General features: G+C 37.4%; 25 protein-coding genes and 1 riboswitch. Of the genes, 5 read left to right on the forward strand and 20 right to left on the reverse strand.

The features are described from left to right. Positions 1 to 76 precede the first annotated feature (76 nt). The 7 genes from MT489_RS17430 to MT489_RS17460 form a co-directional block, all read right to left on the reverse strand. Positions 77 to 1,291, reverse strand: coding sequence for a trans-sulfuration enzyme family protein (locus tag MT489_RS17430; protein WP_244682848.1), 1,215 nt, complete (start codon positions 1,289 to 1,291; stop codon positions 77 to 79). 92 nt (positions 1,292 to 1,383) lie between these two features. Continuing rightward, a complete protein-coding gene (locus tag MT489_RS17435; protein ID WP_244682849.1) occupies positions 1,384 to 1,917 on the reverse strand; it encodes a hypothetical protein in 534 nt (177 codons plus the stop codon). 54 nt (positions 1,918 to 1,971) lie between these two features. Beyond that, positions 1,972 to 3,726, reverse strand: coding sequence for an ABC transporter ATP-binding protein (locus MT489_RS17440; protein WP_244682850.1), 1,755 nt, complete (start codon positions 3,724 to 3,726; stop codon positions 1,972 to 1,974). 36 nt (positions 3,727 to 3,762) lie between these two features. Then, entirely contained in the window at positions 3,763 to 5,523 is a 1,761-nt protein-coding gene (locus MT489_RS17445) for an ABC transporter ATP-binding protein (protein ID WP_244682851.1), read from the reverse strand. Between the two features lie 101 nt (positions 5,524 to 5,624). Further along, positions 5,625 to 6,977, reverse strand: a complete 1,353-nt coding sequence (locus MT489_RS17450) for a TldD/PmbA family protein (RefSeq protein WP_244682852.1) — start codon at positions 6,975 to 6,977, stop codon at positions 5,625 to 5,627. Between the two features lie 3 nt (positions 6,978 to 6,980). Next, positions 6,981 to 8,369: a TldD/PmbA family protein gene (locus tag MT489_RS17455; RefSeq protein ID WP_244682853.1), complete on the reverse strand. Its 1,389-nt coding sequence runs from the start codon at positions 8,367 to 8,369 to the stop codon at positions 6,981 to 6,983. A 21-nt stretch (positions 8,370 to 8,390) separates the two neighbouring features. Continuing rightward, positions 8,391 to 8,732, reverse strand: a complete 342-nt coding sequence (locus tag MT489_RS17460; protein ID WP_244682854.1) for a thioredoxin family protein — start codon at positions 8,730 to 8,732, stop codon at positions 8,391 to 8,393. Between the two features lie 344 nt (positions 8,733 to 9,076). Here MT489_RS17460 and MT489_RS17465 point away from each other — a divergent pair, with 344 nt between their 5' ends. Both MT489_RS17465 and MT489_RS17470 read left to right on the forward strand, forming a co-directional pair. Then, on the forward strand, positions 9,077 to 10,378 hold the full coding sequence (locus MT489_RS17465; protein WP_244682855.1) for a sensor histidine kinase: 1,302 nt from the start codon (positions 9,077 to 9,079) through the stop codon (positions 10,376 to 10,378). A gap of 21 nt (positions 10,379 to 10,399) precedes the next feature. Continuing rightward, on the forward strand, positions 10,400 to 11,137 hold the full coding sequence (locus MT489_RS17470) for a LytR/AlgR family response regulator transcription factor (RefSeq protein ID WP_244682856.1): 738 nt from the start codon (positions 10,400 to 10,402) through the stop codon (positions 11,135 to 11,137). 34 nt (positions 11,138 to 11,171) lie between these two features. Here MT489_RS17470 and MT489_RS17475 read toward each other — a convergent pair whose 3' ends face one another. The 8 genes from MT489_RS17475 to MT489_RS17510 all read right to left on the reverse strand — a co-directional run bounded on the left by MT489_RS17475 (position 11,172) and on the right by MT489_RS17510 (position 15,546). Beyond that, a complete protein-coding gene (locus MT489_RS17475) occupies positions 11,172 to 11,948 on the reverse strand; it encodes an ABC transporter permease (protein WP_244682857.1) in 777 nt (258 codons plus the stop codon). Then, positions 11,945 to 12,832, reverse strand: a complete 888-nt coding sequence (locus MT489_RS17480; protein ID WP_244682858.1) for an ABC transporter ATP-binding protein — start codon at positions 12,830 to 12,832, stop codon at positions 11,945 to 11,947. Before MT489_RS17480 ends, MT489_RS17475 begins: the two co-directional genes overlap by 4 nt. A 13-nt stretch (positions 12,833 to 12,845) precedes the next feature. Beyond that, positions 12,846 to 13,034: a PLDc N-terminal domain-containing protein gene (locus tag MT489_RS17485; RefSeq protein ID WP_244682859.1), complete on the reverse strand. Its 189-nt coding sequence runs from the start codon at positions 13,032 to 13,034 to the stop codon at positions 12,846 to 12,848. Position 13,035: 1 nt separating this feature from the next. Continuing rightward, on the reverse strand, positions 13,036 to 13,245 hold the full coding sequence (locus MT489_RS17490; protein ID WP_244682860.1) for a transcriptional regulator: 210 nt from the start codon (positions 13,243 to 13,245) through the stop codon (positions 13,036 to 13,038). Next, complete coding sequence (locus MT489_RS17495; protein WP_244682861.1) at positions 13,235 to 13,567, reverse strand: YxlC family protein; 333 nt, start codon at positions 13,565 to 13,567, stop codon at positions 13,235 to 13,237. Before MT489_RS17495 ends, MT489_RS17490 begins: the two co-directional genes overlap by 11 nt. Continuing rightward, on the reverse strand, positions 13,567 to 14,097 hold the full coding sequence (gene sigY / locus MT489_RS17500) for an RNA polymerase sigma factor SigY (protein ID WP_244682862.1): 531 nt from the start codon (positions 14,095 to 14,097) through the stop codon (positions 13,567 to 13,569). Before sigY ends, MT489_RS17495 begins: the two co-directional genes overlap by 1 nt. Before the next feature lie 247 nt (positions 14,098 to 14,344). After that, the gene (locus MT489_RS17505; RefSeq protein ID WP_244682863.1) at positions 14,345 to 14,770 is read right to left on the reverse strand and encodes a MarR family winged helix-turn-helix transcriptional regulator; all 426 of its coding nucleotides are present in this window, start codon (positions 14,768 to 14,770) and stop codon (positions 14,345 to 14,347) included. A gap of 20 nt (positions 14,771 to 14,790) precedes the next feature. Continuing rightward, on the reverse strand, positions 14,791 to 15,546 hold the full coding sequence (locus tag MT489_RS17510; RefSeq protein WP_244682864.1) for an SDR family NAD(P)-dependent oxidoreductase: 756 nt from the start codon (positions 15,544 to 15,546) through the stop codon (positions 14,791 to 14,793). Between the two features lie 177 nt (positions 15,547 to 15,723). Between MT489_RS17510 and MT489_RS17515 the strand changes: the two genes are divergently transcribed. Together MT489_RS17515 and MT489_RS17520 are read left to right on the forward strand one after the other, a co-directional pair. Continuing rightward, positions 15,724 to 16,953, forward strand: coding sequence for an amidohydrolase family protein (locus tag MT489_RS17515; protein WP_244682865.1), 1,230 nt, complete (start codon positions 15,724 to 15,726; stop codon positions 16,951 to 16,953). Between the two features lie 2 nt (positions 16,954 to 16,955). Beyond that, on the forward strand, positions 16,956 to 18,185 hold the full coding sequence (locus MT489_RS17520) for an amidohydrolase (RefSeq protein ID WP_244682952.1): 1,230 nt from the start codon (positions 16,956 to 16,958) through the stop codon (positions 18,183 to 18,185). 169 nt (positions 18,186 to 18,354) lie between these two features. Here MT489_RS17520 and ade read toward each other — a convergent pair whose 3' ends face one another. Both ade and MT489_RS17530 read right to left on the reverse strand, forming a co-directional pair. After that, on the reverse strand, positions 18,355 to 20,139 hold the full coding sequence (ade, locus tag MT489_RS17525) for an adenine deaminase (RefSeq protein WP_244682866.1): 1,785 nt from the start codon (positions 20,137 to 20,139) through the stop codon (positions 18,355 to 18,357). Between the two features lie 94 nt (positions 20,140 to 20,233). After that, positions 20,234 to 21,538: an NCS2 family permease gene (locus tag MT489_RS17530; RefSeq protein ID WP_244682867.1), complete on the reverse strand. Its 1,305-nt coding sequence runs from the start codon at positions 21,536 to 21,538 to the stop codon at positions 20,234 to 20,236. A gap of 127 nt (positions 21,539 to 21,665) precedes the next feature. After that, positions 21,666 to 21,767, reverse strand: a riboswitch (purine riboswitch). Positions 21,768 to 22,160: 393 nt separating this feature from the next. Here MT489_RS17530 and MT489_RS17535 point away from each other — a divergent pair. Beyond that, positions 22,161 to 22,883 (forward strand): YebC/PmpR family DNA-binding transcriptional regulator, encoded by a 723-nt coding sequence (locus tag MT489_RS17535; RefSeq protein ID WP_244682868.1) that lies wholly within the window; start codon positions 22,161 to 22,163, stop codon positions 22,881 to 22,883. Positions 22,884 to 23,080: 197 nt separating this feature from the next. On the opposite strand, the gene MT489_RS17540 is transcribed toward MT489_RS17535, so the two are convergent. From MT489_RS17540 to MT489_RS17550, 3 genes are read right to left on the reverse strand one after another with little or no spacing between them, the layout of a single operon-like run. Next, positions 23,081 to 24,043: an ABC transporter permease gene (locus MT489_RS17540; RefSeq protein ID WP_244682953.1), complete on the reverse strand. Its 963-nt coding sequence runs from the start codon at positions 24,041 to 24,043 to the stop codon at positions 23,081 to 23,083. 35 nt (positions 24,044 to 24,078) lie between these two features. Beyond that, the gene (locus MT489_RS17545; protein ID WP_244682869.1) at positions 24,079 to 25,023 is read right to left on the reverse strand and encodes an ABC transporter ATP-binding protein; all 945 of its coding nucleotides are present in this window, start codon (positions 25,021 to 25,023) and stop codon (positions 24,079 to 24,081) included. Positions 25,024 to 25,025: 2 nt separating this feature from the next. Beyond that, a complete protein-coding gene (locus MT489_RS17550) occupies positions 25,026 to 26,186 on the reverse strand; it encodes a COG1470 family protein (RefSeq protein WP_244682870.1) in 1,161 nt (386 codons plus the stop codon). Positions 26,187 to 26,329 lie beyond the last annotated feature (143 nt).

Here is a 26,329-nt window from a genome sequence, read left to right on the forward strand (position 1 = left end):
CTTCTTCACAATTCACTTTGAGGTATTAAATCTTCCCCAGCTCAACATTCAGTCATACTAGTCGCAATCCCAAACACTATCGTAACTGTACTTCTCCCATCACAGTGTTCAAAGCTTGCTCCAAGTCTGCAATAATATCCTCAGCGTCCTCTAATCCAGTCGATAAGCGAATTAATCCATCGGAAATATTAAATTTTATACGCTCTTCAGCTGGTATAGAAAAGTGAGTCATCGATGCGGGGTGTTGTACGAGAGTTTCCGGATCGCCCAAGCTGAATGAGATCATTGCTAGTTGCAGGGCATTAATGAAATTTTTAGCAGACTCAAAGCCACCCTTTACTTCGAATGATACGATTCCTCCCATGCCCGACATTTGTCGTTTTGCCGTTTGGTACTGTGGATGAGTCTTCAATCCCGGGTAATATACATTTTCTATGGCAGGATGCTGTGCTAAATAGTTGGCCACTGCTTCTCCGTTAAAACAGTGTTGCCTTACCCTAAGGCCAAGTGTTTTTAATCCACGCAAAATCATAAAGGCATCCCAAGCGTTCATATTTTGACCAAGGTCTCCCATGATGTTTTTGCGCATGAATTCGATGTGCTCGCGTTTACCTACGATAAAACCAGCAATGACATCTCCATGTCCATTCAAGTATTTCGTAGCACTATGAACAACTACATCCGCTCCTAATTCGAGCGGTCTCTGTAAATAAGGAGTCATAAATGTATTATCGACGATTACGATTAGTCCGTATGCATGTGCGAGATCAGAAAGTGCCTTAATATCTAATACGGTCAAACAAGGGTTGGAAGGAGTTTCTATATACAATACTTTTGTATTTGGGCGGATAGCATCCTCTACCACTTGCAAATTAGTACAGTCGACAAAGTCGGTAGCAATGCCGTAACGCGGTGCCAATGAAGATAGAAATTTGTAACTGCCTCCATAGACGTCACGTGTACATACGACATGGTCACCTTGCTGTAAAAAGGCAAGCAAGGAACTAGATATAGCAGCCATTCCGCTACTGACTCCTAAAGCAGCCTCAGCACTTTCCAACGAAGCAATTTTTGCCTCCAGTACCTCTTGCGTCGGATTTCCGTACCGACCGTAATACGTACCTTCCCTCTCCCCTGCGACACATGATGCAGCTGCTTCAACATTCGGGAAAGCATAAGCCACAGCTGGAACTATAGAGGAAGCGACTGCTCCGGTTTTTGAACAAGGTCTCTGGGCGTTATGGATGATGGCTGTATCGATTTTCCATTTATTTTTAGTTGTTTGATCCACGATGGTTCTTCCCCCTTCATAATGACTACAAATCGAAAGGAGCCTCATATTTTGATAAAATCATCGAGACTCCTTCCTTCCATTAAAAAATGTTATTTTAATTTCTCTTCAAGTAGTTTATAAACGTCTTCATAATTTGGATGCCCTTCAGCAAGGAAGAAATAGTAATGATCGATGACCAATACAGGAATTTCTCCTTTTTCTCCTGCATACTCAGCAGTACCCATGCCAGTTTTTCTTGCATGCTCTAAATTTTCATCTGCTGGGTCTAACTCATACATTTGGAGCGTGAACATATCTTCACCATTAATTTCAATCTGAGCAGCCATTTTTGCATTAAAAAAGGAATAGTCAGAAGGTGTTAATTCTCCAACTTCATAGCCATTTTCTTTTAGCAAATCATGAACTTTTATAAAGTATTCATTGTTTGCTGCTTCAGGATTAATTAGTTCATCTGGCCACTCTTCTTCCGATGCTTGTCCTTCATCCGCTCCTTGATCTTCCCCTGCAACTTGTTCTTCATTTGCTTTGCCATCTGCTTTTTCATTATTCGCTTTATCACCGCCACACGCTGCTAAGGCAGTTGACAACATAAGAGTCAACACTAGTAGTAATAATTTTTTCATCTTCTTTTCCCCCTTGAAATATATAAAAATATTAATAATTATCGCTTTTTCTTTTTACAATATAGCTAACTTAGAATCTTTTTCTTGTTGGATTTCAGCTAGTCTCCTGTATAAAGGATTATTCGCAAATAGTTCTTCATGATTGCCAATACCATTCACTTTTCCTGAATCAATGACGATAATTTGATCTGCATGTTTAACTGCATTTAAGTCATGCGCCACCATGATTGTTGTACGTCCAACCATAATATCTTTCAATGAATTCTCAACTTCGTTTTCTGAACGAGCATCCAAGCTAGCTGTTGCTTCGTCTAGAATTAGATATCTTGTATCTTTGATAAAAGCACGGGCAATTGCAATTCGTTGACGTTGTCCTCCTGAAAGTTGAGAACCAAATTCGCCGACTTCTGTATCAAGCCCTTCAGGGAATTCATCAATAAATTCAAGCGCATCTGCCATCTCAGCTGCAATCCTGACTTCTTCATCACTCACATCACGCTCAATGCCATATGTGATGTTGTCTCGTATCGTTCCTGATAAAAGTGGGCTTGATTGCGATACATACGATATTGATTTACGCCATTCGTCGAGATGTATTTCATCTACAGGCTGGTTACCCATTAATATTCGACCCACATTCGGATCATAGAATCGTTCAAGCAAGTTAAGGATGGTTGATTTTCCTCCTCCACTTGGACCAACAATCGCTGTAAATTTCCCTTCAGGAATGGTTAAGTTGATATTTGATAAAATGTTTTTATCTTCATAGCTAAAAGAAACATTTTCAAACCTTACATCACCGCCGGCTTTTTTCTGTACTTCTTCCATCGATACTTGTTTCTTCATTTCTTCGCTATTTGTATCCAAAATAGAAGAAATTTTTTCCGATGCACCTTTTGCCTGTTTTAACATTTGCCAAAAGAGGCCATATTTCAAGACACTATTATGGATAAATGCTACATACATAAAGAAAGAAATAACCTGACTCACTTTCATTTCGCCCTTGCTTACCAAGTAGGCTCCGTAAAGCAGCACCGTCCCTTGGATGATCGCCTGTACACTTTGCATGAGCGGTTCCGCAAATAAATCTACGTATGCCCGCTTTTTCTCCGCTTTATATTGTTCTCTTAAGATGTAGTTTGCATCATCTATTTCCTTTTGTTCTTTACCAAATGATTTAATTAAACGTACTCTCGGAAGTCTTTCGGCAAAGAATGCAGTGATCCCAGCAAACTGTTCTTGCACACCATGCTGCGTTTTTTGCGTAAAATGTCCGACAACAGCTGTGACAATCAATATATACGGTATAACTGGAAGTAGAGCTAGTGTTAGTTTCACGTTCATGTTGTACATGATGACGAAAGAACCAATCATTCCATACGATGAGACTACAAGCATTTTAAAATAATCAATCACTTGGTCAATAAAAGATGTATCTTGTGTGACCCTACTGATCAATTGTTGTGATGGCTGTTTCTTATACTGGCGCATCGGCATACGAATCAACTTATCCCAGAGTGTTCTTTGAATATTTCGTTTCGTCACCGGACCGGTAATTGATACAAAAAAGGCAGAAACAGCAGCTAATGAAATAGCAACACTACTCAAAAGAATATACTTCTTTACTATCTCACTATTAAAAATTTTCCCTTCCATGATTTGTTGCATAACAAGCGGTAATCCCAGGGATAAAGTGGTCGACAAGATGGCCGCTACAAAACCGGCAATATATAAATGCCATGGCAATTTTGATTTAAAGATGAGTTTAAAAAATTCTCTCCAAGAATGTTGATTTTTTGCTTCTTGCATCTCTTTTACCTCCTTTCAAAGTTGTATGGCATTGTCTTATCCGGCTTGTGAATCCATGTGAAGTTGAACAAACAGTTTATAAAGTTCATTCGTTTCCATAAGCTGTTCGTGAGTCCCAATACCATCCACTTTTCCAGAGTCGAGTAAAATAATTTGATCTGCATCGCGAATTGTTGATAGGTCATGAGCAATCATAATTGTTGTATGGCTTTCCATTAATTTTTTCATTGCCTCTTGTACTGACTTTTCTGATTGGCTATCGAGGCTTGCTGTCGCCTCATCGAATAGAAGAATCGGTGCATCTCTTAAGATTGCTCGAGCAATAGCTATCCGTTGACGTTGTCCGCCTGATAGATTAGCCCCACCTTCACCTACATCTGTTTCATAACCATTTGGAAATTCTCTTATAAACTGAAGGGCATTCGCTGCTTCTGCGGCACGATTGATTTCAAGCTCACTTACTTCACGGTTAACACCATAGACTATATTTTCACGGATAGTACCAGAAATAAGTGGACTGTCTTGCGCTACATAACTGAAAAGATTACGCCAATCCCTTAGGTTAATTTCACTAATCAATTTGTCATCGCCAATCGTGATGGTGCCCGAATTAGGCTTATAAAATTGTTGGAGTAGAGAAAAAATGGTTGATTTTCCGCTTCCACTCGGTCCGACAATCGCTGTAACTTTTCCTTTTCGTATCGTAAAATCAAGGTCTGAAAGGATTTCATTATTATCAACATAACTAAAAGAAACTTTGTTAAATGTAATATCTTCGTCTAGGCTAGATATGTTAAATTTTCTTTCAATATCTTCTAATGGACTATCAATCAAATCTGCTATACGAGATGTAGCCCCTTGGCTTCGTTTCATTTCCATATATGCATAAATAAATATCATTAATGTTGGCCATAGCATTCCAACATACATAAAGAAGCCAATCCATTGTGATAGGGTAATTGCACCAGACTTTACCAGATAAACACCAAAAGCAATGACTAAGATTTCTTGGGTGATGCTCAAAATCCCACTGATTGGGTTTTCTACCCAGTTTACAATTGCTCTTTTAAAACTCGCTTTATAATAACTTTGAAGATATTCTTTCCCACGCTGTTCTTCTTTTGTCTCGGTGACGAATGTTTTGATAAGAGGTACACTCATTAATAATTCCGAAAGAAATTGTGTTAATTGGGATAGACGGTTAAAGGCCAGCTTATTAGCACGATAATTCCATTTTCCATAATAAATATTAAATAAGAGATAAATAGGAACATAAATGAATACAGATAATCCTAATCGCCAATCATAATTAAACAAAATGGCTATTGTTGCAATCGTATAATAAACACTGGCGATCAAGGTTGGCACCCATGATCCGAGTACTTGACTGATAGTAGCAGCGTCATTTGTAACTCTACTAATCATTTCTGTCGGCTTCACTCGATCATATAAAGAAAGTGGTGACAGCATGAGTCTTTCCCAAATCAAACTACGATAACTAACATCAATTTTATACATTAATAACTTATTAAAATAACGAACAATCCCATCAACGAGGATTCCTACCACAAGTACCGTTATTGCTCCATATATGACTTCTTTTCTTAGAACTCCTTCATATATTTTTTGGACATATTGAGGGAATATTAAAGTCACTGTTGAAGAAGCAAGAAACGCGAGAATGACAAAAATCAGCCAACCCCATGGTAATTTCGCTTTGAACATTAATTTGAAGTAAGCTTTCCAAATCCCTTTTTCATTGTGCTTTTTTAGAATGGGCATATCCTTTTCCAACATCGTTCACCCCTCTCCCTCTACTAATTAAATTTTCCGAAAAATCATTTCGTATAATAGAGTGACGTGCATGTACAGTAACAAAAATGCACGCCCTCCAATTTTTATACATTTTTATTGCCAGAAACCAACAATGGTTTTACTTTAATAGAAGGAGATGTAACAGAACCTAAAATGCGTAAATCATTTCCAACTTCTTCTATGTTGTGAATGAGATCAAAGAAGTTCCCTGAGACTGTAATTTGATCAACAGGGCGAACCACTTTTCCATATTCGATTAAAAATCCAATTGCAGCTAAGGAAAAGTCACCAGCGACTGTATTGATGCCTGCGTTTGCTCCTTGTAACTCTACAATCAAGATTCCTTTATCTATCGTTGAAATCATCTCATCCAATGAACGATTCCCCGGTTGAAGGTATAAATTGTATGGTCCAACGGAGATGGTTCCACGATAACCTGATTTCATAGCGTTCCCTGTAGATTCTATTCCATCTTTTTTCGCTGTTTTTCGGTTATGCATGAAGGTCATTAATTGGCCATTTTTTATGATTGCTTTGCACTTCGTTGCAAATCCTTCCGAATCGAAAGTAATATATCCAGGAACATCTTGCATCAACGGATCATCGATTAAAGTGAAATTTTCTCCTGCCACTTGTTCACCAAGTTTTCCAGCAAATTTCGAATAGCCTTTTTGTACATTTTCTGCAGTTAGTAACCCAAGGAAGGAACCAATCAGTTCAGTTGCAGTACTATCACGGAAAATGATTGGATATTTTCCCGTTTCAATTGAATCGGCTCCTAATTTCGACACTGCTTCATCTACTGCTTTCCTGGCGATTTTTTTAAAATTAAGTTTAGAGAACTCTGTTAAGGTGTAGTCAGATTCTCCACCAGTAGCTGTCGATTGACCATCATTGGCAACAAGATAAAGTCCACCACTAACGTAAGCTGTTTTTTCATGACAATGAAGTCCTTTTGAGTTAGCAATGAATATTTCGCTTATATTTTTAGTCAGATAGCAATATTGAACTAGTTGAACTCGATCATCTAAATCATACGCTGTTTGTTCCATTTCAAAGGCAGCTTCGATTAACTTATCTGCCTCCACCTGTTCGAGTTCTTCTGAAAAAGGTCTGTTAGGAGGGTATTCTTCAGAGCCTTCATATAAATCTTCTCCTTCTTCGATTTCAAGAACCTTCGCATTACTTAATGCTTCTTCAAGTATTAGTGAAATCGAGTCAAGATCAATTTTTTCAGCATAGGAATATCCCATTTGACCATTGAACAAGCCTCGGAATGAAACACCGCCTGTTTCGGCGATATTGTATTCATCAATTTCTTGTTTATGGACGTTGACAGAAAGAGATTTATTGGAAGAATAATAGATTTCCATTTCAGTAAAACCTGATTCCTTACCTGCTCGAAACAATTCATTTTGAAATTCAAGGATATCCATGGCTTAATTTCCCCCTCTTCCACCGACGGTCAATTCAGATACACGAATCATTGGTTGACCTACTGTCACAGGGATATTTCCGCTACTGGCTCCACATATGCCAAGGCCAAGTTCTAGATTATTCCCAACCATGTCGATTTTCTTTAATGTGTCAATTCCTTTTCCAATGAGAGCTGCTCCTTTGATTGGTTCGGCAATCTTGCCGTCGCGAATCATATACCCTTCACTGATTGAAAAATTATAATCACTCGTTGCTGGATTGACCGAGCCACCATCCAAATGTTTCGCATAAATGCCTAGTTCCGTATTTGCAATAATATCTTCTGGCTTAGAGTCACCAGGTGCAATATACGTATTATTCATTCGAGAAGTAGGCGCATAAAGATAAGATTGTCGTCTTCCTGAACCAGTAGTAGCCATATTCATTTTTCGGCTGCCTAGCTTATCAATGAGATAACCCTTTAAAACCCCATTTTCAATCAATAGATTTTTCTGGGTTGGCATCCCCTCATCATCGAAATTGACCGAACCCCAAGTATTTGGGATTGTCCCATCGTCATAAGCTGTTACCAATGGAGAAGCAACAGACTCTCCTAATTTATCTGCAAAAATCGACGCTCCTCTTGATACAGCATGAGACTCTAGCCCATGGCCACAAGCTTCATGGAAGATAACTCCTCCAAATGCATTATCAATAACGACTGGGAAATTTCCTGAAGGAGCATGATCTGCAAAAAGAATAGTTTTGGCACTACGAGCAACATCTTTGGCGTATGCTTCAATGTCAAGATTTTGCATATACTCTAACCCACCGAAATATCCTGGTCCCATAAAAGCAGATTCTTTTTCATTACCGGACTCGGCCATTGCCGAAATTCCAAGACGGCTATACACTCTGCGATCTTCCATGAATAAACCTTCTGAATTGGCTATTAAAATATCTTGAATATTATCTAAGTAAAAAATGCTCGTTTGCGCAATAACAGGATCATATCCTTTAGCCGCCTCATGCGCTCGTCTCATCCATTCTACTTTTCTATTTTTTTCAATTGTGTTTGGCAATACAATTATTTCGTGTTTATTGTCAATGACGCTTTTTCGTAAATCAATTGAAAGCCCTAATGGATTGCTGCGGATTGACTGTGCAGCAGAACGTGCTACCTTGATTAAGTTATCTTCACTAGCATCATTCGTATAGGCATATACCGAGTATTCACCCTTTAAAATGCGAATTCCCACTCCAAAGTCGCGGCCCGAAATAGCCTTTTCGACTACTCCTCCTAGCATAGTAAGAGAAGAATTTTTCTTATCTTCTACGAATATTTCAGCAAAATCTCCGCCTGTTTCCAATGCAGCATATATAACCTTCTCTGCGATTGATTGTTGCAGCATGTTGTCACTCCTTCCAAACCTTTATAAGACATCACTTAAAAACTTCATTAGTTCCTCTTCATATAAAGCACCAATGAACGTTTTCAAGACTTCACCATTTTGAAATAACATTAAGGTTGGAAAACCCATGACATCATATTTTTTTACAATCCAGCTTTGATCTTCAAGTACATCCTCCATCGTAACGTGATGCTTTACAAATTTCACTTTGCCTTCAAGATTTACTGAAACCTCATCAAGAACAGGCACCATCGCTTCACATGGTCCGCAACCATCTGTATAAAAATCTACTAAAACAGGAAGCTTACATTCAAGAACTTCTTGTTGGAAATTTTCTTTCGTTACTTCTGTTACTTTAGACATGCAGAAATCCTCCTTTTAATTTATATCCATCGTTTGAGGATTTTCGAATTTTATATTTTCTGAATGTTCAAACGAAGTGGTCTGTATTTATTTTATTTTCTCTCTTCCTATTAACTAGTTCAATAGACCTCGTGCATTGTGGTTGTTTTTGTACCTATTCTGTACACATTCCCGCTTATTTGATACAATTGGGCAAAAATAGCGGAAAAACTATTAACAATCAAAAGAAAAAACCTAGACTTGGCCAGATTTTGGTTTTTGCTTGCGTTTTTTTTATTGTGGTAAAATAGTAACAAATCGTAATGTGGGATTCTTGTTACAGAATGAAAAGGTGATCCGATTTTATGAATGTTATACACGCCTTTTTCTCAATTTTAAAATGGGCAATTGAAATAAATACCGGACTCCTTCTTGGATTCTCATTAGTAGAAGCAGATCTTAAGAGTATTGTAAAAAAGCTGATGCCAGTCAGTCTCATAGCTGGACTTCTCTATTATGTATTTCATTCATATCCAAGCCTGCTTCCCGTACTATATTTCACATTAATTCCGATATTATTTTTAATCCTTAAATTACCGCTTAAACAAATTATCATTGGCGTACTATTAGCACTCACATTCGATCTAAGTATCATAAAAATATTAGAATACAATCTACTAGATATACTATTAATGAGCAGTAATATAGAAAAGGATACAGGGATCAAACTATCACTAGATCTATTTATCACTCTTAACAATGTTTTAATTGGTTATATTATTTTTCATAAAACCCCTTCCTTATTTCCTAAGGTTTGGTTTGAAAAAAATGTTCTCGGTATAGGAAACCAAAACTTAAATATTTTCTTTGTTATTGTTTTACTGTTCCTCGTTGATTTAGGACTCTATTATTCACATACAGAGCTTCCTTTTTTTAGATTAAGTTTTCGTATTTTTTTAACTTTTTGGATCACAATCATTTGTATTTTTATCGTATTTTTTTTAAGAACATCTATTGTATACAAACTAGAGCGGTCACAATTCTTTCTCGACCGTCAGCATCAAGAGGACTTGCTTTCTTATTACAGCATTATTCGCTCCCAACGCCATGATTTCAATATTCATATTAATACGATCTATTCTTTGCTCAATCGTCAAGATTATGAATCTAGCAAAGAATATATTAAATACATGGTAGCTGATACAAAATATATCAATGATTTACTTCCTCTTCATCATCCGGCCATTGGGGCAATGCTTAATACATTTAAAGAGCTTGCTGCTCAAAAGGGGATTCAAATTAAATATTTTATTTATGATAATTTAAGAACAATGCCTTGTTCGGTTTACGAAATGAATAAAATACTAGGAAACCTCATTCAAAATGCAATCGAAGAAGTAGAATACGAGCCTAAAGAGGCACAAATGATTGAAGTACAGATTGCAAAAGAAAGAGACAATATTGTAATTACAGTTACCAATGCAACTGACATGGATGATCAAGATTTGGAGAAAATCTTTAATAGTGGACATACAACCAAAAAAGCCCACGAAGGAATTGGACTGCCAACTGTACAAAATATCGCATCCAAATATAAAGGTATAGCTTATCCAATTCTTAATGATGGAAAGATCAGCTTTATTGTTCGTATACCAACTTCCTTATAGACTGGCACGGAGGTGAAGGCTTTGGAAATCAATGTGTTACTCGTAGATGACGATCAAACGTGCATTGAATCATTGAAAACATGTTTGAGATCTTTTTCCTTTATTAATATAATCGGTGAAGTAAACAATGCTTTTGACGCAATTCGTTTTCTGCAGAAAAATGAAGTGGACCTCGTATTTTTGGATATCGAAATGGACGGAACGAATGGGTTGGAGTTAGCAACTCATTTAAAATCAACACACCCAGACATTTTAGTCATCTTTGTCACGGGGCATCCAGGCTTTGCCCTTAAAAGTTTTGAGGTGCACCCTGTTGATTACTTAACAAAACCAATTAATATGCTCCGCCTTGAGAAAGCATTAGAAAAGGTTAAAGAAATTAAAAATCCTCATACTCCTAAATTCGATCAAAAAATTGGAATTAAGGTCGCCGGAGGCATTCGAATTGTAAATGTGGATGATATTTTATATTTAGAAAAAAGAGGAAGAAAGGTTTTTATTGAATGTGAAGAAGGAGATTCATTTGATTGCAGCGAGTCTATGCAAACATTAGAAATGATTTTTTCCCAATATGGTTTTTTCCGTTCACACCAGTCATTCCTTATCGCCATTGACAAAATTAAAGCAATTTATCCAGATTCATTTACACGATCCTATTCCATCGAGATGAATCACAATGCAATGAAACTACCATTAAGCAGGAATAACTACCAGGAACTAAAAGATTTGCTATATGCAAAAGGAGTTCATATTTACTAAAAGCAACCCCGCATTTTATCGCAGGGTTGCTTTCTTAATAGCTTTCATATTTTTTAAATAAAAATACAGTCAAAACAAAGATACATAGCATGAGTGCTATACTAAAAAACATCATTGCTCCAAACGCATCACCCCATACTCCTGAAGCTAAAAAGGAGCTAGCATGATTTAATGCATTCGATGGACTCCAACCCATGAATTTAGGGAAAAGCGATCCGCATAATGCGATGGTAGCTACAGTTAGAAGGCTAGCTCCTGCAACAGCGCCAACTTTTTTAAATAAGGTCCCGCCAAGTAGTGTGATTGTCAGTGTAAATAAAATCCATATACTATATACTCCTAAGCTTGCAGCGAAACGTTTTAACTCAACACCATCAAACAATAGATTCGTATAATAATATGACAGTCCATAGCCAATGATAAATGAAACTAGCAGAATAATGGCATTTGCGACCCATTTGCTGGCAATATATTGATAAGCTTCAACAGGGCGGGCCATTACTAAGGATAATGCACCGCTATTTCTTTCATGAACAATACTCCCCATCACACTTAGAACAAAAATTGCGGTACCAATTGTTCCTAATTGTGATAAGGTTCCCGCCAACACTTCAGCTCCAGTTGGAACTGGAATTTGAATGACAGCTCCATCAGGCAGATTGCCCGCCATATCCAAGATTTGCGGCATATAATATGAACTAATGGGCTGAGAAATGGCTAATACACTGAGTACTATCGGCAACCAAATTAACTTTTTGTCTCTCCAAGCCTCTAATAATTCCTTATTTAATAATGTCAGGAATGTACTCATTGGTTCACCACCTCCATATATGCATCTTCTAATGTATGATTCTTCATTTCAAAGCGGTTGATAGTCATGTTATTCGTTATGCAATCTTCTAGCAGTCGGTTTCTGCTTGCCTCATGTAATTTTAGTTCGGCTGACGTTTGAGAGGTTAAAATAAATTCTTTAATATACTGTTTTGATTTTAACCAATCTTCCAGCTTCTCTTCGGTAGATAAGATGAATGTCTCCTCTGTGTTCCTTTTTCGTAAATCATCCAGGGACCCAGCCCACTTCACTGTTCCTTCTTTAAGCATCACAATATGATCACATACTTGTTCCGCGTCATGTAAAACATGAGTAGAAAACAATATAGCCATTTTCTTTTTCAGCTCCATCATCATTTGAAGGACATCTCGTCGTCCCGATGGATCTAGAGCTGAAACTGGTTCATCCAAAATGAGAAGCTTCGGATCATGCAGCATCGCTTGAGCAAGCCCAAGCCTTTGTTTCATCCCGCCTGAAAATCCTCCGATCCGTTTATTTTTGGCATCTTCCAATCCTACAAAATATAGCATTTCATTACTTTTCTTCTGCAACTCTTTTTTTGAAAGATTTGAAAGTTTTCCGGCAAAATGTAAATACTCTGTTGCTGTCATCCAAGAGAAAAAAGCCGGATACTGTGGTAAAAAACCTATCTCATGACGATTAATCGTTGTGCCACCTTGGAAAACAATTTTTCCTGATGTAGGAGTTAACAATCCTGATAACATGCTTAAGGTTGTCGTTTTCCCTGATCCATTCGGACCCAGAAGAGCGACACATTGATTATGCTCAATGCTAAGTGTCAACTCCTTAACTGCTACATGATCTTTATACTTTTTTGATAATTTATCTATTGTTAATAGCATTTTGATTCTCCGATCAATATTTTTTCTTTCCGATAATGAAATAAAGAACCGATCCCAAAAGGTTTCCAGCGACAATGATAATAATCCATAACCATTTTGGACCATTTATCTTCTCTTCCTTAATACAACTCGTAAGTGCAAAGGCCATCAAAATCAACTGCAAAATAATTAACGGTGCGATGACTTCCCATGAAATTGGCATACTATTCTTCCTCCATTTTTAATTTTTTTCGATAGGGTCGAATGACGATGAAATAATAAAAAATTGTTGGACCAGGAAATTGAATTAATCCCCATATCCCCCAAAGCCATGCAAATGCCCCTTTTTTCTTAGCATCAATAAACAGCAAAGTACTTTGCGCTAACAGGATTGGGACTGCGAGCAATATGGCAATCCATTGTTCAGAATCCATCGCTCTCCACCTCATCCCCTTTATTTTTACGTTTGCTTTCGGCGATTAAAATAATCGGGATAAAAACAAACGCTAATCCTTGAACCCACAGAAAAACTGGCGGGATTTTAAAGATAAACACGATATAGGAGGTTAATATTGCAAAAGCCGCGATGAAAAATAAAAACAACTCTCGTTTAAATGCCTTTTTACGTCTTTCTTTAAAATCATTTAAAGTATTCAAAAGCCGAAATTGCTCAGGAATTGCTGGTTCATATACGTCTTCCAGCTTCTCCATATCTTTCTTAAAACGGTTTAGCCATTCTTCTTCTCTATGTTTCATCACGACCACTCCTTTCGGATTCGTTTTATTCCATTATGCACCCGTGTCTTAACCGTTCCTTCTTTAATGTTAAGCATTGAAGCAATTTCAGGATATGTAAATCCATAATAGTGACGTAACAAAATAGGAGCTCTCATATCCGGATCCAGTTCAGCAAACTGACTCATATATTCAGTCCATTCATGCCCGCCCGATGTTATATTCCACTTCAATTTGCGAGTAGCATCGTCTCTTGCCTTTTCAAAACGTTTTCGTTCACGCTTTTCTTTTCGTTGATGATCGATATAAATTCTTGAAGCGATAGAAATAAGCCACGTTGAGAATTTAGAATCACCTTTAAAACTCGGAAGATGGACATACGCCTTTAGCATCGTTTCTTGGGTTAAATCTTCCGTTAGAACAGGATCAAGACTAAGCTTTATTAAATATTTATACAAAAACATATAGTGGTTTTGGAAAAGTGACGTAAAGGCCTCATCATTTCCCTTTTTCGCAGATGCTATTAACCTTCTCTCCTCTACCTGCTCCAACGAAAGTCCAACCCCCTCTCTGTTTGTTCTAATGATATGACGCTCGATATATGGCAATCGTTCATATAAAAAAATTTTTTTAAAAAAAATTTATTAATAACCATATTTTAAACTAAAAAAAGCTCCTTGCCATCGCAAGGAGCTAATGTTGATGCATTTATATTATTGAATTTCTCTACATAACTATTGTTTACAATGCTTCACTTAAGCATGTTATTCGTTCTTTAGTTTTTTCACTCTAGATAGACTAGCTTTTAAAGTTTCTTAATAATTTTTCTTGGATGGCAAGGTATTGTTGAAGTTCCTCTTCACTTAAAGCCTGAAACAATTTAACTCTAAGTTCTTCACCTTTTTGTTGAGCGTCGTTTAAAACGGTAATCCCTTTTTCCGTAATGGATAACATAACATTTCTCCTGTCACCCTCATTATATTCTCGTACCGCAAACCCTAGTTTCACTAGCTTGCCAGAAATATTGGTCATAGCTCCGGGAGTGTAGCCCAGTTTTTCGGCTAGAACTGTTTGTTTTTGCGGACCATTTTGCTTTAATTCAGCTAAAACCAGAATGGGAGAAATCCCTATATTATGTTTAAATGATTTTGTCCATTGAATAATAGTTTCGTTCGTAACCATTTCTACTGCACGAATCAACTTAAAAATATCTGTTTTTTCCAAAGTAATATCCCTCATTTGAGTTATCTTAGTTTAATAGCACCACCATCAACCATTATAGTCTGTCCTGTAATATAATTGGAATCTTCACTTGCTAAAAATACAGCCACTCTTCCGATATCACTCTCTAATTCCCCTAGTCTTCCAAGTGGAATTCTTGATAGCATCGCTTCATAGTGATCAGGGTGTTCTTGTGCCCAATTTTGAATTCCGGGTGAATTGGCAATTGGTGAAATCAAATTAACGTTAATTCCAAAACGGCCAAATTCATTAGCTGCAACCCTAGATATTGCACGTATTGCTTCTTTTGCCGCTGCATACGAAGCTTGGTTCGCATCTCCATTAATTCCCGCCCCAGATGCAAAGTTAATGATTTTTCCTTTTGTTTCTTTTAAATGAGGTAAAGCCGCCTGCATTAAATAAAATGTTGGATAAAAACCTGTATTAAAAGATAAATCCATATCTGCCTGTGTTGTTTCTTCAAATGGTTTATTTTTTGACGCATGTGCGTTATTCACTAAAATATCCAATTTGCCAAATTTCTCAATAACCTTTTCAATGATTGAGCTAAGCCTGTCTCTGTCACTAAGATCCGCTTGAATGAAGATGGATTCGGGTTGGTACTCCTGTAATTCTCGAATTGTCTCCTTCCCCACTTCTTCATTTAAATCAACAATGGCAACAATTGCCCCCTCTTTAACGAATGCTTTTGCCATTCCTTTTCCAATACCGGAAGCTCCACCTGTAATGATTGCTATTTTATTTTGTAGTTTATTCATTATATCATCTCCTTGAATTTATTTTAGCACTAAAATATTTAACATTAAAATAAAATCTATTACCAATTTTGAACATAACGATTAAAATACTATCTTTTCATAGGCAGTGCTAGTGTAAAATAAAGAAAGAAAGCCTTCGTATCACTTTTCAAACTATTTATTAGAGAGGGATTTTTTATGACAAAGTTGCTCATTCAACAAGCTAGATTAGAAACAGGCTTTGAGTACATAAATGATCGAGTCCACGCAACGAAGACTGATCTATACGATGTTCTCATTGAAGAAGGAAAAATTATTGAAGTTGAAAAAAATTTGCAGACTGAGGCTGACAAAGTAATCAACGCTGAAAGTAAATTACTTATGCCCTCTTTTAGAGAAATGCATATACACGTAGATAAAACTTATTTTAGTGGTCCTTGGAAAGCCTGCATTCCGATTACAAAAGGAATATTAACTCGGATTGAAGAAGAGGAAACTTTACTTCCTCAGCAACTTCCCGTAGCTAAACAACGTGCAGAAAAAATGATTGAATGGCTTATATCTAAGGGACATACACATATTCGCTCCCATTGTAATGTTGACCCCAAGATTGGCACGAAACATATTGAAATTACACAGGAAGCATTTAGTAAATTTGATAAACAAGTTACATACGATATCGTTGCCTTTCCACAACATGGGCTGCTTCGTTCAAAAGTCGAGCCATTAATGAGGGAAGCAATGAGAATGGGAGCAACTCTTGTTGGCGGAGTAGATCCTGCAACGATAGATCGTAATATTGACAAATCATTAAATACAATGATGGATATTGCGGTAGAATCGAATTCAGGCTTAGATATCCACATTCATGACCCGAACTCCTTAGGAGCATTTCAATTTTATAAATTAGCTGACCTTACTAAAAAGGCAAACAAAGTCGGGAAAGTCACGATTAGCCACGCCATGGCCCTTAGTGATCTACATGGTAAGGAATTGGATGATATGATCACAAGTTTAGTTGAAGCTAGAATTGATGTAACCACAACTGTACCAATAAATCGACCAACGATTCCGATTCCATACCTTTACGAAAATGGAGTGCCCGTTTCTCTAGGACATGATAGCTTGACTGATCACTGGTCTCCATTTGGAACTGGTAACACTATCGAAAAGCTTTGTGTATTATCTGAACGCTTTCGATTCATAGACGAATATTCTCTTAACCGTTCATGGAAATATGCCACTGGCGGTATTACACCTTTGAACGACATGGGTGAACAAGTATGGCCAAAAAAAGGCGATTCTGCGAATATGATACTCATTGACGCTGATTGTTCTGCTCAAGCTGTAGCACGACGCCTACCTATCACCCACGTATTATTCGAAGGAAATGTCGTCTACTCAAAACAAGAGAGGAGGGTAAAATGACAATGAAACAAACAAAATGGCTTACAAATGTAAAATTAGAAGTTGGAGAACGTTTTTTAAGCAACGGTGCTGTAGAAACGGAGACTGCTATCTTTCATTTAAAAATAATTAATGGGAAAATTGTGGAACAATTATCTGAAAACGAAACAATCCCAGCGGATGAAGAACAACTAGATATGAAAAAGATGCTTGCAATTCCTACATTTAAAGAAATGCATAACCATTTAGATAAAACGTATATGACACTTGATTGGAAAGCATGTATTCCCGTATCAAGCCTCAAGGAACGTCTATATTTAGAAGCTAAGGAATTAATGGAATTAGCAGGAACCGCCAAACAGCGAGCAACGAAAATGATTGAAACGTTACTAGGTTATGGTTCGACACATATTCGTACGCATGTGAACATCGATCCTTATATTGGAATGAAAAATTTAGAAGGTGTCATGGCGGCGCTAGAATCATTTAATGGAAATGTTACATATGACATTGTTGCCTTCCCACAGCATGGTCTACTACGTGAAAACGTCCCTGCTCTGATGCGAGAAGCTTTAAGAAATGGAGCGACAATGGTTGGAGGGTTGGATCCTGCTGGAATTGACAATGCAATAGAAAAATCACTTTATGAAATAATGGATATTGCTACAGAGTTCGACGCCGATGTAGATATTCATTTACACGACGGAGGTTTTGTTGGCTATTATACCGCGGATAAGTGGATTGATATTGTGGAAGAAGCAAAATACAAGGGTCGCACCGCACTGAGCCATTCTTTTTGTCTTGGCGATGTACCGATTTTACAGCAGGAACATATTTGCACTCGTCTAGCAGAACAAGATGTAGCAATCATGTCAACCGTCCCCATTGGCCTTGGACGTACCTTGCCTCCAATTGAACTGTTAGATCGTCACGGAGTCCGAGTTTATTTCGGTTGTGACGGATTTTATGATTCATGGAGTCCCTACGGTACAGGTGATGTGTTAGAGAAAGTGACACGCTTTAGTGAATTATATAGACGAATTGATGAACGCTCTCTACGTTTAGGATTGAAATGGGCAACTGGAGGAGTAACACCTTTAGACTCTTTTGGAAATAAAGTGTGGCCAAAAGTTCAAGATTATGCAGATTTTGTATTTGTTGACGCGGTTTCAACAGCAGAAGTCGTAGCACGAAAGCCAGCTAATCGAAAAGTTATGGTTAAAGGTGAGTTTGTTTCAATACCGGAAATTTAAATAAAAACTTCTACATTCTCTCAAGTTAATCTGAGGTAAAAAATGAAAACTCCGGTAATGATTAATTTAGGTCTTTCTAACACTATCATAAAAGCACCAATACGACGTTCTTTATATTAAAAATTCAGCAGAGGAATACTCCCCTGCTGAATTTATTTATATCTATCCATTAACGTTCCGATTCTATCAATTTAAATTCCGATACATCCACAATTCCTCTGTTGGAGATACGGATTTCTGGAATAACCGGCAAAGCGATGAGTGAAAATGTCATAAATGGTGCATGAATTGGGCAACCAATTTCCTTCCATGCTTTTTCGAGTTGCTGAACTTCTTTTACAACTGTTTCCAATGGTTGATCAGACATGAGTCCTGCAATTCTCATGCTCACTTTGGCTAGGATCTTTTGATTTTCCACTACGATCATGCCACCACCCATTTTAGCGAGTTCGTTTGCAGCAAAAGCCATATCTTCTGGATTTGTCCCCATCACAAGCAGATTATGACTATCGTGGGCTACTGTAGAAGCAACTGCTCCTTTTTTCAACTGGAAGCCATGCGCAAATCCAAGTGACATTTGTCCAGTCGCATGATGACGTTCAATACAAGCGAGCTGCAGAATATCTTTTTCTACATCTGGTAGTATGACACCATCAACGACTTGCAAGCTTGATGTCATTTTTTCCGTACGAGCACTGTTTTCGATAATTTTTATGACATTTACTTCTGTTGTTTGTGCCTTTTGACTTTTTAACAAAAAGTCAGCTGCTGTAAGTTCTGATTTCAAGTTAATCGAGTTTCTTACATGTTCAGGATATGTGAAAGTAGGGAATTGTTTTACAAGAGCACCGTTATCAAAAACAACCTCCCCATCCGTAATGACAGTGACAGGTACGACTTTTTGAAGATCTTCGATAATTAAAATATCCGCACATTTCCCAGGGGCAATCGCTCCAAGATCTTGGTCTAATTTAAAATAGCGTGCCACATTAATCGTTCCCATTTGAATCGCTGTTACAGGGTCAACCCCTTCTTCTATTGCTCGACGAACAACATGGTTTAAATGTCCTTTTTCAATAAGTGTTTGCGGATAAACATCGTCTGTTACTAAGCTAATATTATCTGTTTTTACTTTATCTTCTGTGACAACTTTGATCACTTCTTTCACATCATGCCAAGCAGAACCTTCACGAATCATAAGATGCATACCCAATCTGACCTTCTCAAGTCCTTGCTCCCTCGTTACTGTTTCATGATCTGAAGTGACACCTGATGCAATATATGCTTGAAGCATTTGTGGGTCATCTGGAGGAAAATGACCTGTTACCGTCTTATTCGCCTTGATTGTTTCTTCAATTTCCCCAATCATAAGAGGATCCCCGAAAACTACTCCTGGGAAGTTCATTACTTCACCAAGCCCAGCTACATTTTCCCATTGTAAGCCAGCTTTAATATCTTCAACACCTAATTCTGCCCCTGCATCTTCAAATTCTGTTGTAGCAGGAACACAAGATGGGAATGTTGTGAACACTTTTAATGGAAGCTGTTGCCCTTCCTCATGCATTAAACGAACACCCTCAACACCGAAAACATTGGCGATTTCATGTGGGTCCATAAAAATACCTGTTGTCCCTTTTGGTAATGCCGCTTTCGCAAATTCTGTCACAGAAAGCATCGTACTTTCGACATGCATATGACCATCCAATAAGCCTGGAGCAATATATTTATGATTAACGTCAATCACTTTCGTTTGTTCTCCAATTGTATGATCTGCATTCCCTACATAGGCAATTCTTCCTTTAGAAACAGCGACATCCATGTTTTCAAGTAATTCACCTGAAAACACATTAACTAACGTACCATTTTTTATCACTAAGTCAGCCTTTTCTATTCCTCTCGCAACCTTGGAAAGTTGTTGACTAACTTCATATAGTTTCTTTCTATTATTTCGCATAGATGTCACTCTCCTAATCAATATGAGAAAATAGGGAATGCCCATATTATTATGTGCATTCCCCATTCATTGGATTCTTTAAAAAACCTTTATATTATTCTACAGCCCATCCAAGATATGCAATAAACACTACGAATAAAACATACATGATCGGATGAACTTCTTTGTATTTTCCTCTGAATACCATTGTTAATGGATAAAGGATAAATCCTAGGGCAATACCAGTTGAAATGCTATAAGTTAAAGGCATCGTTACTACAGTCAAGAAAGCTGGAATCGCAAATTCAAATTCATTCCATTTAATTTCTGCCAATGCAGATGACATCAAAATTCCAACCACAATTAAAGCAGGAGCCGTAACTTGCGGCGTTACAACACTTAATAATGGTGAAAAGAATAGCGCTAAGATGAAAAAACCTGCAGTTACGATAGATGTAAAACCTGTACGTCCACCTGCAGCAACCCCAGAAGTAGATTCTACATAGGAAGTTGTTGTAGAAGTTCCTAAAATCGCTCCAATCATAGTTGCGATAGAATCAGCAGATAAAGCACGTCCGATTCTAGGCAATTTCCCATCGACTAACAATCCTGCTTGACGAGTAACAGCTAACAATGTACCTGCTGTATCAAAGAAATCTACAAACAATAATGTAAAAATAACAACAAGCATATGCGGTGTGAATATTTCACCAATATGACTAAACATTGCCCCAAAAGTTGGCTCAAGGCTTGGAATTGGAGCAACAACTCCAGATGGTAAATCAATTAGACCAAAAATAATTCCTGCAACGGAAGTAACAATCATTCCGTAAAAAATTGCTCCTCTAAAGCGTCTAATCATGAAAAACGCAGTAACAATCAATCCAAAGATAGCAAGTAAAGTTGTTGGAGCAGTGATGTCACCAAGTGCAACAATTGTTGTACCAGGCTGAGCTTCCTTTACGATACCTGCATTTTGAAAACCGATAAAAGCAATAAACAAACCGATACCAGATGCAACTGCAAGCTTTAATTGTTCAGGAATTGCATTGATAATTGTTTCGCGAATTTTTGTTAATGTTAAAATGAAGAAGATAAGACCAGAAATAAATGTTCCAGCTAAAGCAGTTTGCCAAGGAATACCCATTCCTAATACTACAGTGAAAGCAAAGAAAGCATTAATCCCCATTCCAGGAGCAAGCGCAACTGGATATTTTGCCCATAGACCCATGATTAAACATGCAAGCGCAGAAGCAAGACCCGTTGCTACGAAAATAGCACCTTGATCCATACCAGTTGCACTTAAAATAGATGGATTAACGAAAAGAATGTATGCCATAGCAAGGAACGTTGTAAGACCAGCAACCGATTCTTGACGATAACTCGTATTCAATTCCTTAAAATTAAAATAACGATTCATTATTATTATTTTCCTCCTAAGTTCCAATTACATGCAAAAAAACCTGGGCAAAGGTCTACCCAGGTTCCGATCTACGTTGATGAACGAAGAAAATGATGTTTAAGAAGTAATAATAATGCCAAACATATCATTTTCATGTTCTTCATGTAGTCCGGTATTTTACGGTTACCTGGTAGAAACACTTGAGCCATATTCTCAAGCATATACATTGAATGAACTTTTTTAATTGTTTTCTATATTTCTATTAATAGCATAAAAGTCCTAGAAAGGTCAATAGAAAATACGAATGTTTTTTAATAAAAAATTGGTAATGTTCGTGAATTCCACAAGTTCTCTATAAAATCCTCAACGAAATATGTCGATTACCAAACATAAGTAATTTCTCCCACAAGGATAAGATTAGCAGAACTTAAAGTCTATATGCAATAGATTACTTAATCTATTTAGCTTTTCTTGAGATATTAGTAGGGTTATATTAATGAAATTACTTTATTTTACATCATTTTTTTCCCTACAATTCATGTGGTATAATAACCTAGAAAATGATGCAATGTGTATCATGCATCACATTGAACTTATTCAAAATGTGGTATACATTTTATGTTGAAAGCGAGTGTTCATAATGGGTCGTAAATGGAACAATATTAAAGAAAAGAAAGCGTCAAAGGATGCAAATACGAGTCGTATTTATGCAAAGTTTGGACGTGAAATATATGTAGCGGCAAAGCAAGGTGAACCTGATCCTGAATCAAATCAGGCGTTAAAAGTCGTGCTTGAACGCGCAAAGACATATAATGTTCCGAGAGCGATTATCGATCGAGCGATTGAAAAAGCAAAAGGCGGATCAGAAGAAAATTATGACGAGCTTCGCTATGAAGGATTTGGACCGAATGGATCAATGGTAATTGTTGACGCTCTTACAAACAATGTGAACCGAACAGCTTCCGAAGTCCGTGCAGCTTTTGGTAAAAACGGCGGTAATATGGGTGTCAGTGGATCAGTTGCTTATATGTTTGATGCAACTGCAGTAATTGGGATTGAAGGCAAAACAGCAGATGAAGTGCTTGAACTATTGATGGAAGCTGATATTGATGTAAGAGATATTTCCGAAGAAGATGAAACAGTAATCGTATATGCCGAACCGGATCAGTTCCATGCAGTTCAGGAAGCTTTAAAAGCAGCAGGAATTACAGAATTTGCCGTAGCAGAATTAACCATGCTTGCTCAAAACCATATAACTTTACCGGAAGAATCACAAGCTCAATTTGAAAAAATGATCGATGCACTTGATAACCTAGAAGATGTCAGCCAAGTGTACCACAATGTGGATTTTCCTGAAGAATAAGATACGAAAGCAGACCCAAAATTTAGTGGGTCTGCTTTTTTGTTATTCTCCGGTTAATATGATTCTTTAAACGAAGGCACGCGTATTCTCGCTACACTCAGGTTACAATATCCACTTTGTCCTATTAATCTAGGATAATTTTTCCAATCAACATACTATAAATTTTCTTAATGAACTTAATGACACACGCTCGAATATTAATTCCGAATTTCTTTTCTCATAAAAAGTGCGTACGAAATTCCAAAGCAAATAAGTGTTGCTGCAATAAGCGCAATGAGCTGAGGTGTAATCAATAATAGACTTTGACTTAATGGGAGTGCACCTGGAATAGCTCCTACTACTTGCTCCATTGTTAGCGGGCCAAGGGTTCTAACAGAAGGAGTAAGTAATATAGTTGTTGCTTCACTAAATAACTGACTTGGTGATATCCTCATTAAATTTTCAATAAGAGTTGTTGATTGATCACGTGCGTCCTGACTTTCAGATGCTTTCGAAATTAGATTAACAATCATTGAATAGAAAATGGAAAAGAATAACCACACAGCAATACTGCTTAATGCGGAGGTGGCTGCCTGCTTAAAACGAATTGAGAAAAGTATCGATAAATTCACCCAAAACGCTATATAACAGACACTTAAAACTAGAAAACTAATTACTCGCAAAAACTCATCTGGTGTTGGCGGAATACCAATCATTAGAATACCTAGAGCAAGAACTAAAAATCCTAAAGAAAACAATAAAGCACTAATAACTAAGATTGCCGCCACGAATTTTGCATTAATAATATAATCACGCGGAATTGGTTGGGATACGACCCTGCTTAATGTTCCTTTGCTATATTCGGAATTAATTGCGTCAAATCCCAATGCGATTCCAAGTAATGGTCCTATAAAGCTGACAAATACGAAGAACGGCGGTAATGTACCATCTGAAATTGTAAATAATTTTAAAAATAGAAAAGTATCGTTTGCATCTATGGATTCAGCAGCATCTCGGATTCCAGAAAGCGCAGTATAAAGTGATCCAAAGCATGTTAACGCCAGCAAGATCACCAAAATATTTACCCGCCAGCTCAAAATATGGTCAGAAACCTCCTTTTGAACAAGCACCCAAAAAGAATGAGGGTAGGATTTGTCTGCCTTTCTAATTGGCAGTTCTATACCTTTTTTAAATGACCGAATTAATCCAAGTACTTTCACTTTTCACCAGCCCCCTCGAAATAGCGCTGATAAATTTCATCTAGCCCAACATGCTCTTGCGAAATGGAGGATATCCTGCAGCCTTTCGTCATAATAATTTCTAAGATAGGTTGTAAGGAACTTTCTTTGTCACTCCAAATGCTCAATTCATTGCAATCAAGCTCTACCCTCCGAACACCATCTATTAATTTTATTTCATCAATAATTGGTGGAGTAAGTAGAGTTGCCTTTAATTTTATTTGATGTCCTTCTTCTCCAAACAATTGGCTAGCTAATGAATCTACCGTTCCTTCAGCAAGAAGATTTCCATTTACAAATAGGCCAACTCGATCACAAATTTGCTGTACTTGGTGAAGCTGGTGGGATGATAACATGACAGTGATTCCCTGCTCTTTACTTAATGTTCTAATGAGGTCAAGTAATTCCTGCACCCCTTTCGGATCAATTCCAAGTGTCGGCTCATCTAAAATAATAACCTCTGGATCTTTTATAAGAACATCAGCAAGTCCTAACCTCTGCTTCATTCCCCTAGAGTAAGTTCCCGCTTTTTGATTTGCTGCATATGATAGCCCAACCTGTTCAAGAAGTGATATAGCTTTTTCACGAGCCTCTTTTCGTGACTTTCCATTTAGAGCAGCAGTAAACATTAAATTCTCCAACCCTGTTCGATTTTCGTAAAAGCCAACTTGGTCAGGAAGATATCCTACCTTTCCTTTTACCAATAGCGGTTCATTCGTTGAGTTATGACCGCAGACAAAAACACTTCCTTCAGTAGGTTCGGTAAGTCCTAAAATCATTAATATCGTAGTAGATTTCCCCGCTCCATTCGGCCCCAAAAGACCGAAAACTTCTCCTTTATTAATTATTAAATCTAGATTATCAACCGCAATTTTTTCACCATATTTCTTCGTTAACCCTTTAATGGATATAATCTCATTCATTTTTATCTCCTCCCATACTTACGGATTAGATAAAAAATGCCTCCGATTACTCCAATAATGATTAGTATACCAACCCATCCCCAAACGAGGGATGTTTTTACTGAAATTCGGAACTGTGCTTTAGAACTTTTTTCTGGTGCAGAAGCAGTCATTTCGACGACATAGTCTCCAGCAATTGCTTTGTCGCTTGCCTGAACGGTGGCTTTAATCGTCTCTGTTTTTCCTGGTTCTATTTTCGAAATCTTCATTGGTGAAAAGCTTACATCCCACCCTTGTGGTGTATTTGCCGAAAGCGATACGTCACTTAATGGCGCAGTTCCAGTATTTTTCACAACAATGCCAATTGTTTTTTCGTGCCCCGCCGTAATATTTTCACTTAATTTTCCGGAAGGAGTAGATAGTTCGATTCCATATGTTCCGGTTATGACTGCTTCCAGCTCCATATCTGCAGAAGTGGAATCATTAATAACTCCTACAGGAATTTTATATGTTTCTGCTTCAACTTCAGTCGGAGGTGTCAGGCTAATGGTTATATTTTTCGTTGCATTCGATTCAACTGTCACAGATGAAACACTATCTCCATCGGCTTTAAAATCAACAGTCCATCCTCGAGGTGCTTTAGCGACAAGTGCATAATTTTGCTCATTTGCGGTGCGATTTTTAAGCTGAGCTGTATATTCGAATTTAGAATCAGAATGTCCTTGTAAATTCGGCTGTTCAGTTGTAAATTCTGTCATGAATGTCCCTTGTTCACTGACAGTTACTAACATCGGAAGATTAGCTTTAATACCACTAGATGAAGTGGCCACTGCTTTAAATTTATAATCACCCTTTTCAACCTTTAAAGGAACAGATAATTCAATCGTCAGCGCTTTAGACTCACCTGGCTTTACGGACAATTCCTTGAGATCCCATCCTTCAGATGTGATTGTATATTTCCAGTCTTTTGAAATCCCCTCCAAATCTACTTTTACTTGCTGGATGGAAGACGTATGATTTGTCACATCAAAAGAATAAGAGATTGCTTCTCCAGGAGTTACAGAGATTCCAGTGAAAGGTGTATACAATTCAATCCCTTCCGCTGCATATATCGTTTTAGTCGGAAGAGAAAATGGTACAAGCAATAGCAATAATGCCATAATTGAAAATAATTTTTTAACCATCGTTATGCCCCCTTAATTTGCTTTTATTTTCGGTACGCATAACTCTCGATTTTGGATTTACTTTTTTATAAATTTTTTTAACTTCTCAGATTTAAAAAGATTTGTTAAATATATGGTAAGGATATTTAAAAAGGCGGTGACAT

Origin of the sequence: Lederbergia wuyishanensis (assembly GCF_022900255.1) — a bacterium.
In the GTDB taxonomy this organism is placed as follows: Bacteria; Bacillota; Bacilli; order Bacillales; family Bacillaceae_C; genus Lederbergia; species Lederbergia wuyishanensis.

Bases quoted from the DNA above. Each gene is read 5' to 3' on its own strand.
- MT489_RS17465 (WP_244682855.1), top strand. From the start codon at position 9,077: ATGAATGTTATACACGCCTTTTTCTCAATTTTAAAATGGGCAATTGAA.
- MT489_RS17530 (WP_244682867.1), bottom strand. From the start codon at position 21,538: ATGAATCGTTATTTTAATTTTAAGGAATTGAATACGAGTTATCGTCAA.
- MT489_RS17550 (WP_244682870.1), bottom strand. From the start codon at position 26,186: ATGGTTAAAAAATTATTTTCAATTATGGCATTATTGCTATTGCTTGTA.
- MT489_RS17460 (WP_244682854.1), bottom strand. From the start codon at position 8,732: ATGTCTAAAGTAACAGAAGTAACGAAAGAAAATTTCCAACAAGAAGTT.
- MT489_RS17435 (WP_244682849.1), bottom strand. From the start codon at position 1,917: ATGAAAAAATTATTACTACTAGTGTTGACTCTTATGTTGTCAACTGCC.
- MT489_RS17450 (WP_244682852.1), bottom strand. From the start codon at position 6,977: ATGGATATCCTTGAATTTCAAAATGAATTGTTTCGAGCAGGTAAGGAA.
- MT489_RS17535 (WP_244682868.1), top strand. From the start codon at position 22,161: ATGGGTCGTAAATGGAACAATATTAAAGAAAAGAAAGCGTCAAAGGAT.
- ade (WP_244682866.1), bottom strand. From the start codon at position 20,139: ATGCGAAATAATAGAAAGAAACTATATGAAGTTAGTCAACAACTTTCC.
- MT489_RS17520 (WP_244682952.1), top strand. From the start codon at position 16,956: ATGAAACAAACAAAATGGCTTACAAATGTAAAATTAGAAGTTGGAGAA.
- MT489_RS17440 (WP_244682850.1), bottom strand. From the start codon at position 3,726: ATGCAAGAAGCAAAAAATCAACATTCTTGGAGAGAATTTTTTAAACTC.
- MT489_RS17485 (WP_244682859.1), bottom strand. From the start codon at position 13,034: ATGCCAATTTCATGGGAAGTCATCGCACCGTTAATTATTTTGCAGTTG.
- MT489_RS17510 (WP_244682864.1), bottom strand. From the start codon at position 15,546: ATGAATAAACTACAAAATAAAATAGCAATCATTACAGGTGGAGCTTCC.
- MT489_RS17475 (WP_244682857.1), bottom strand. From the start codon at position 11,948: ATGAGTACATTCCTGACATTATTAAATAAGGAATTATTAGAGGCTTGG.
- MT489_RS17545 (WP_244682869.1), bottom strand. From the start codon at position 25,023: ATGAATGAGATTATATCCATTAAAGGGTTAACGAAGAAATATGGTGAA.
- MT489_RS17495 (WP_244682861.1), bottom strand. From the start codon at position 13,567: ATGAAACATAGAGAAGAAGAATGGCTAAACCGTTTTAAGAAAGATATG.
- MT489_RS17515 (WP_244682865.1), top strand. From the start codon at position 15,724: ATGACAAAGTTGCTCATTCAACAAGCTAGATTAGAAACAGGCTTTGAG.
- MT489_RS17490 (WP_244682860.1), bottom strand. From the start codon at position 13,245: ATGGATTCTGAACAATGGATTGCCATATTGCTCGCAGTCCCAATCCTG.
- MT489_RS17455 (WP_244682853.1), bottom strand. From the start codon at position 8,369: ATGCTGCAACAATCAATCGCAGAGAAGGTTATATATGCTGCATTGGAA.
- MT489_RS17445 (WP_244682851.1), bottom strand. From the start codon at position 5,523: ATGTTGGAAAAGGATATGCCCATTCTAAAAAAGCACAATGAAAAAGGG.
- MT489_RS17480 (WP_244682858.1), bottom strand. From the start codon at position 12,832: ATGCTATTAACAATAGATAAATTATCAAAAAAGTATAAAGATCATGTA.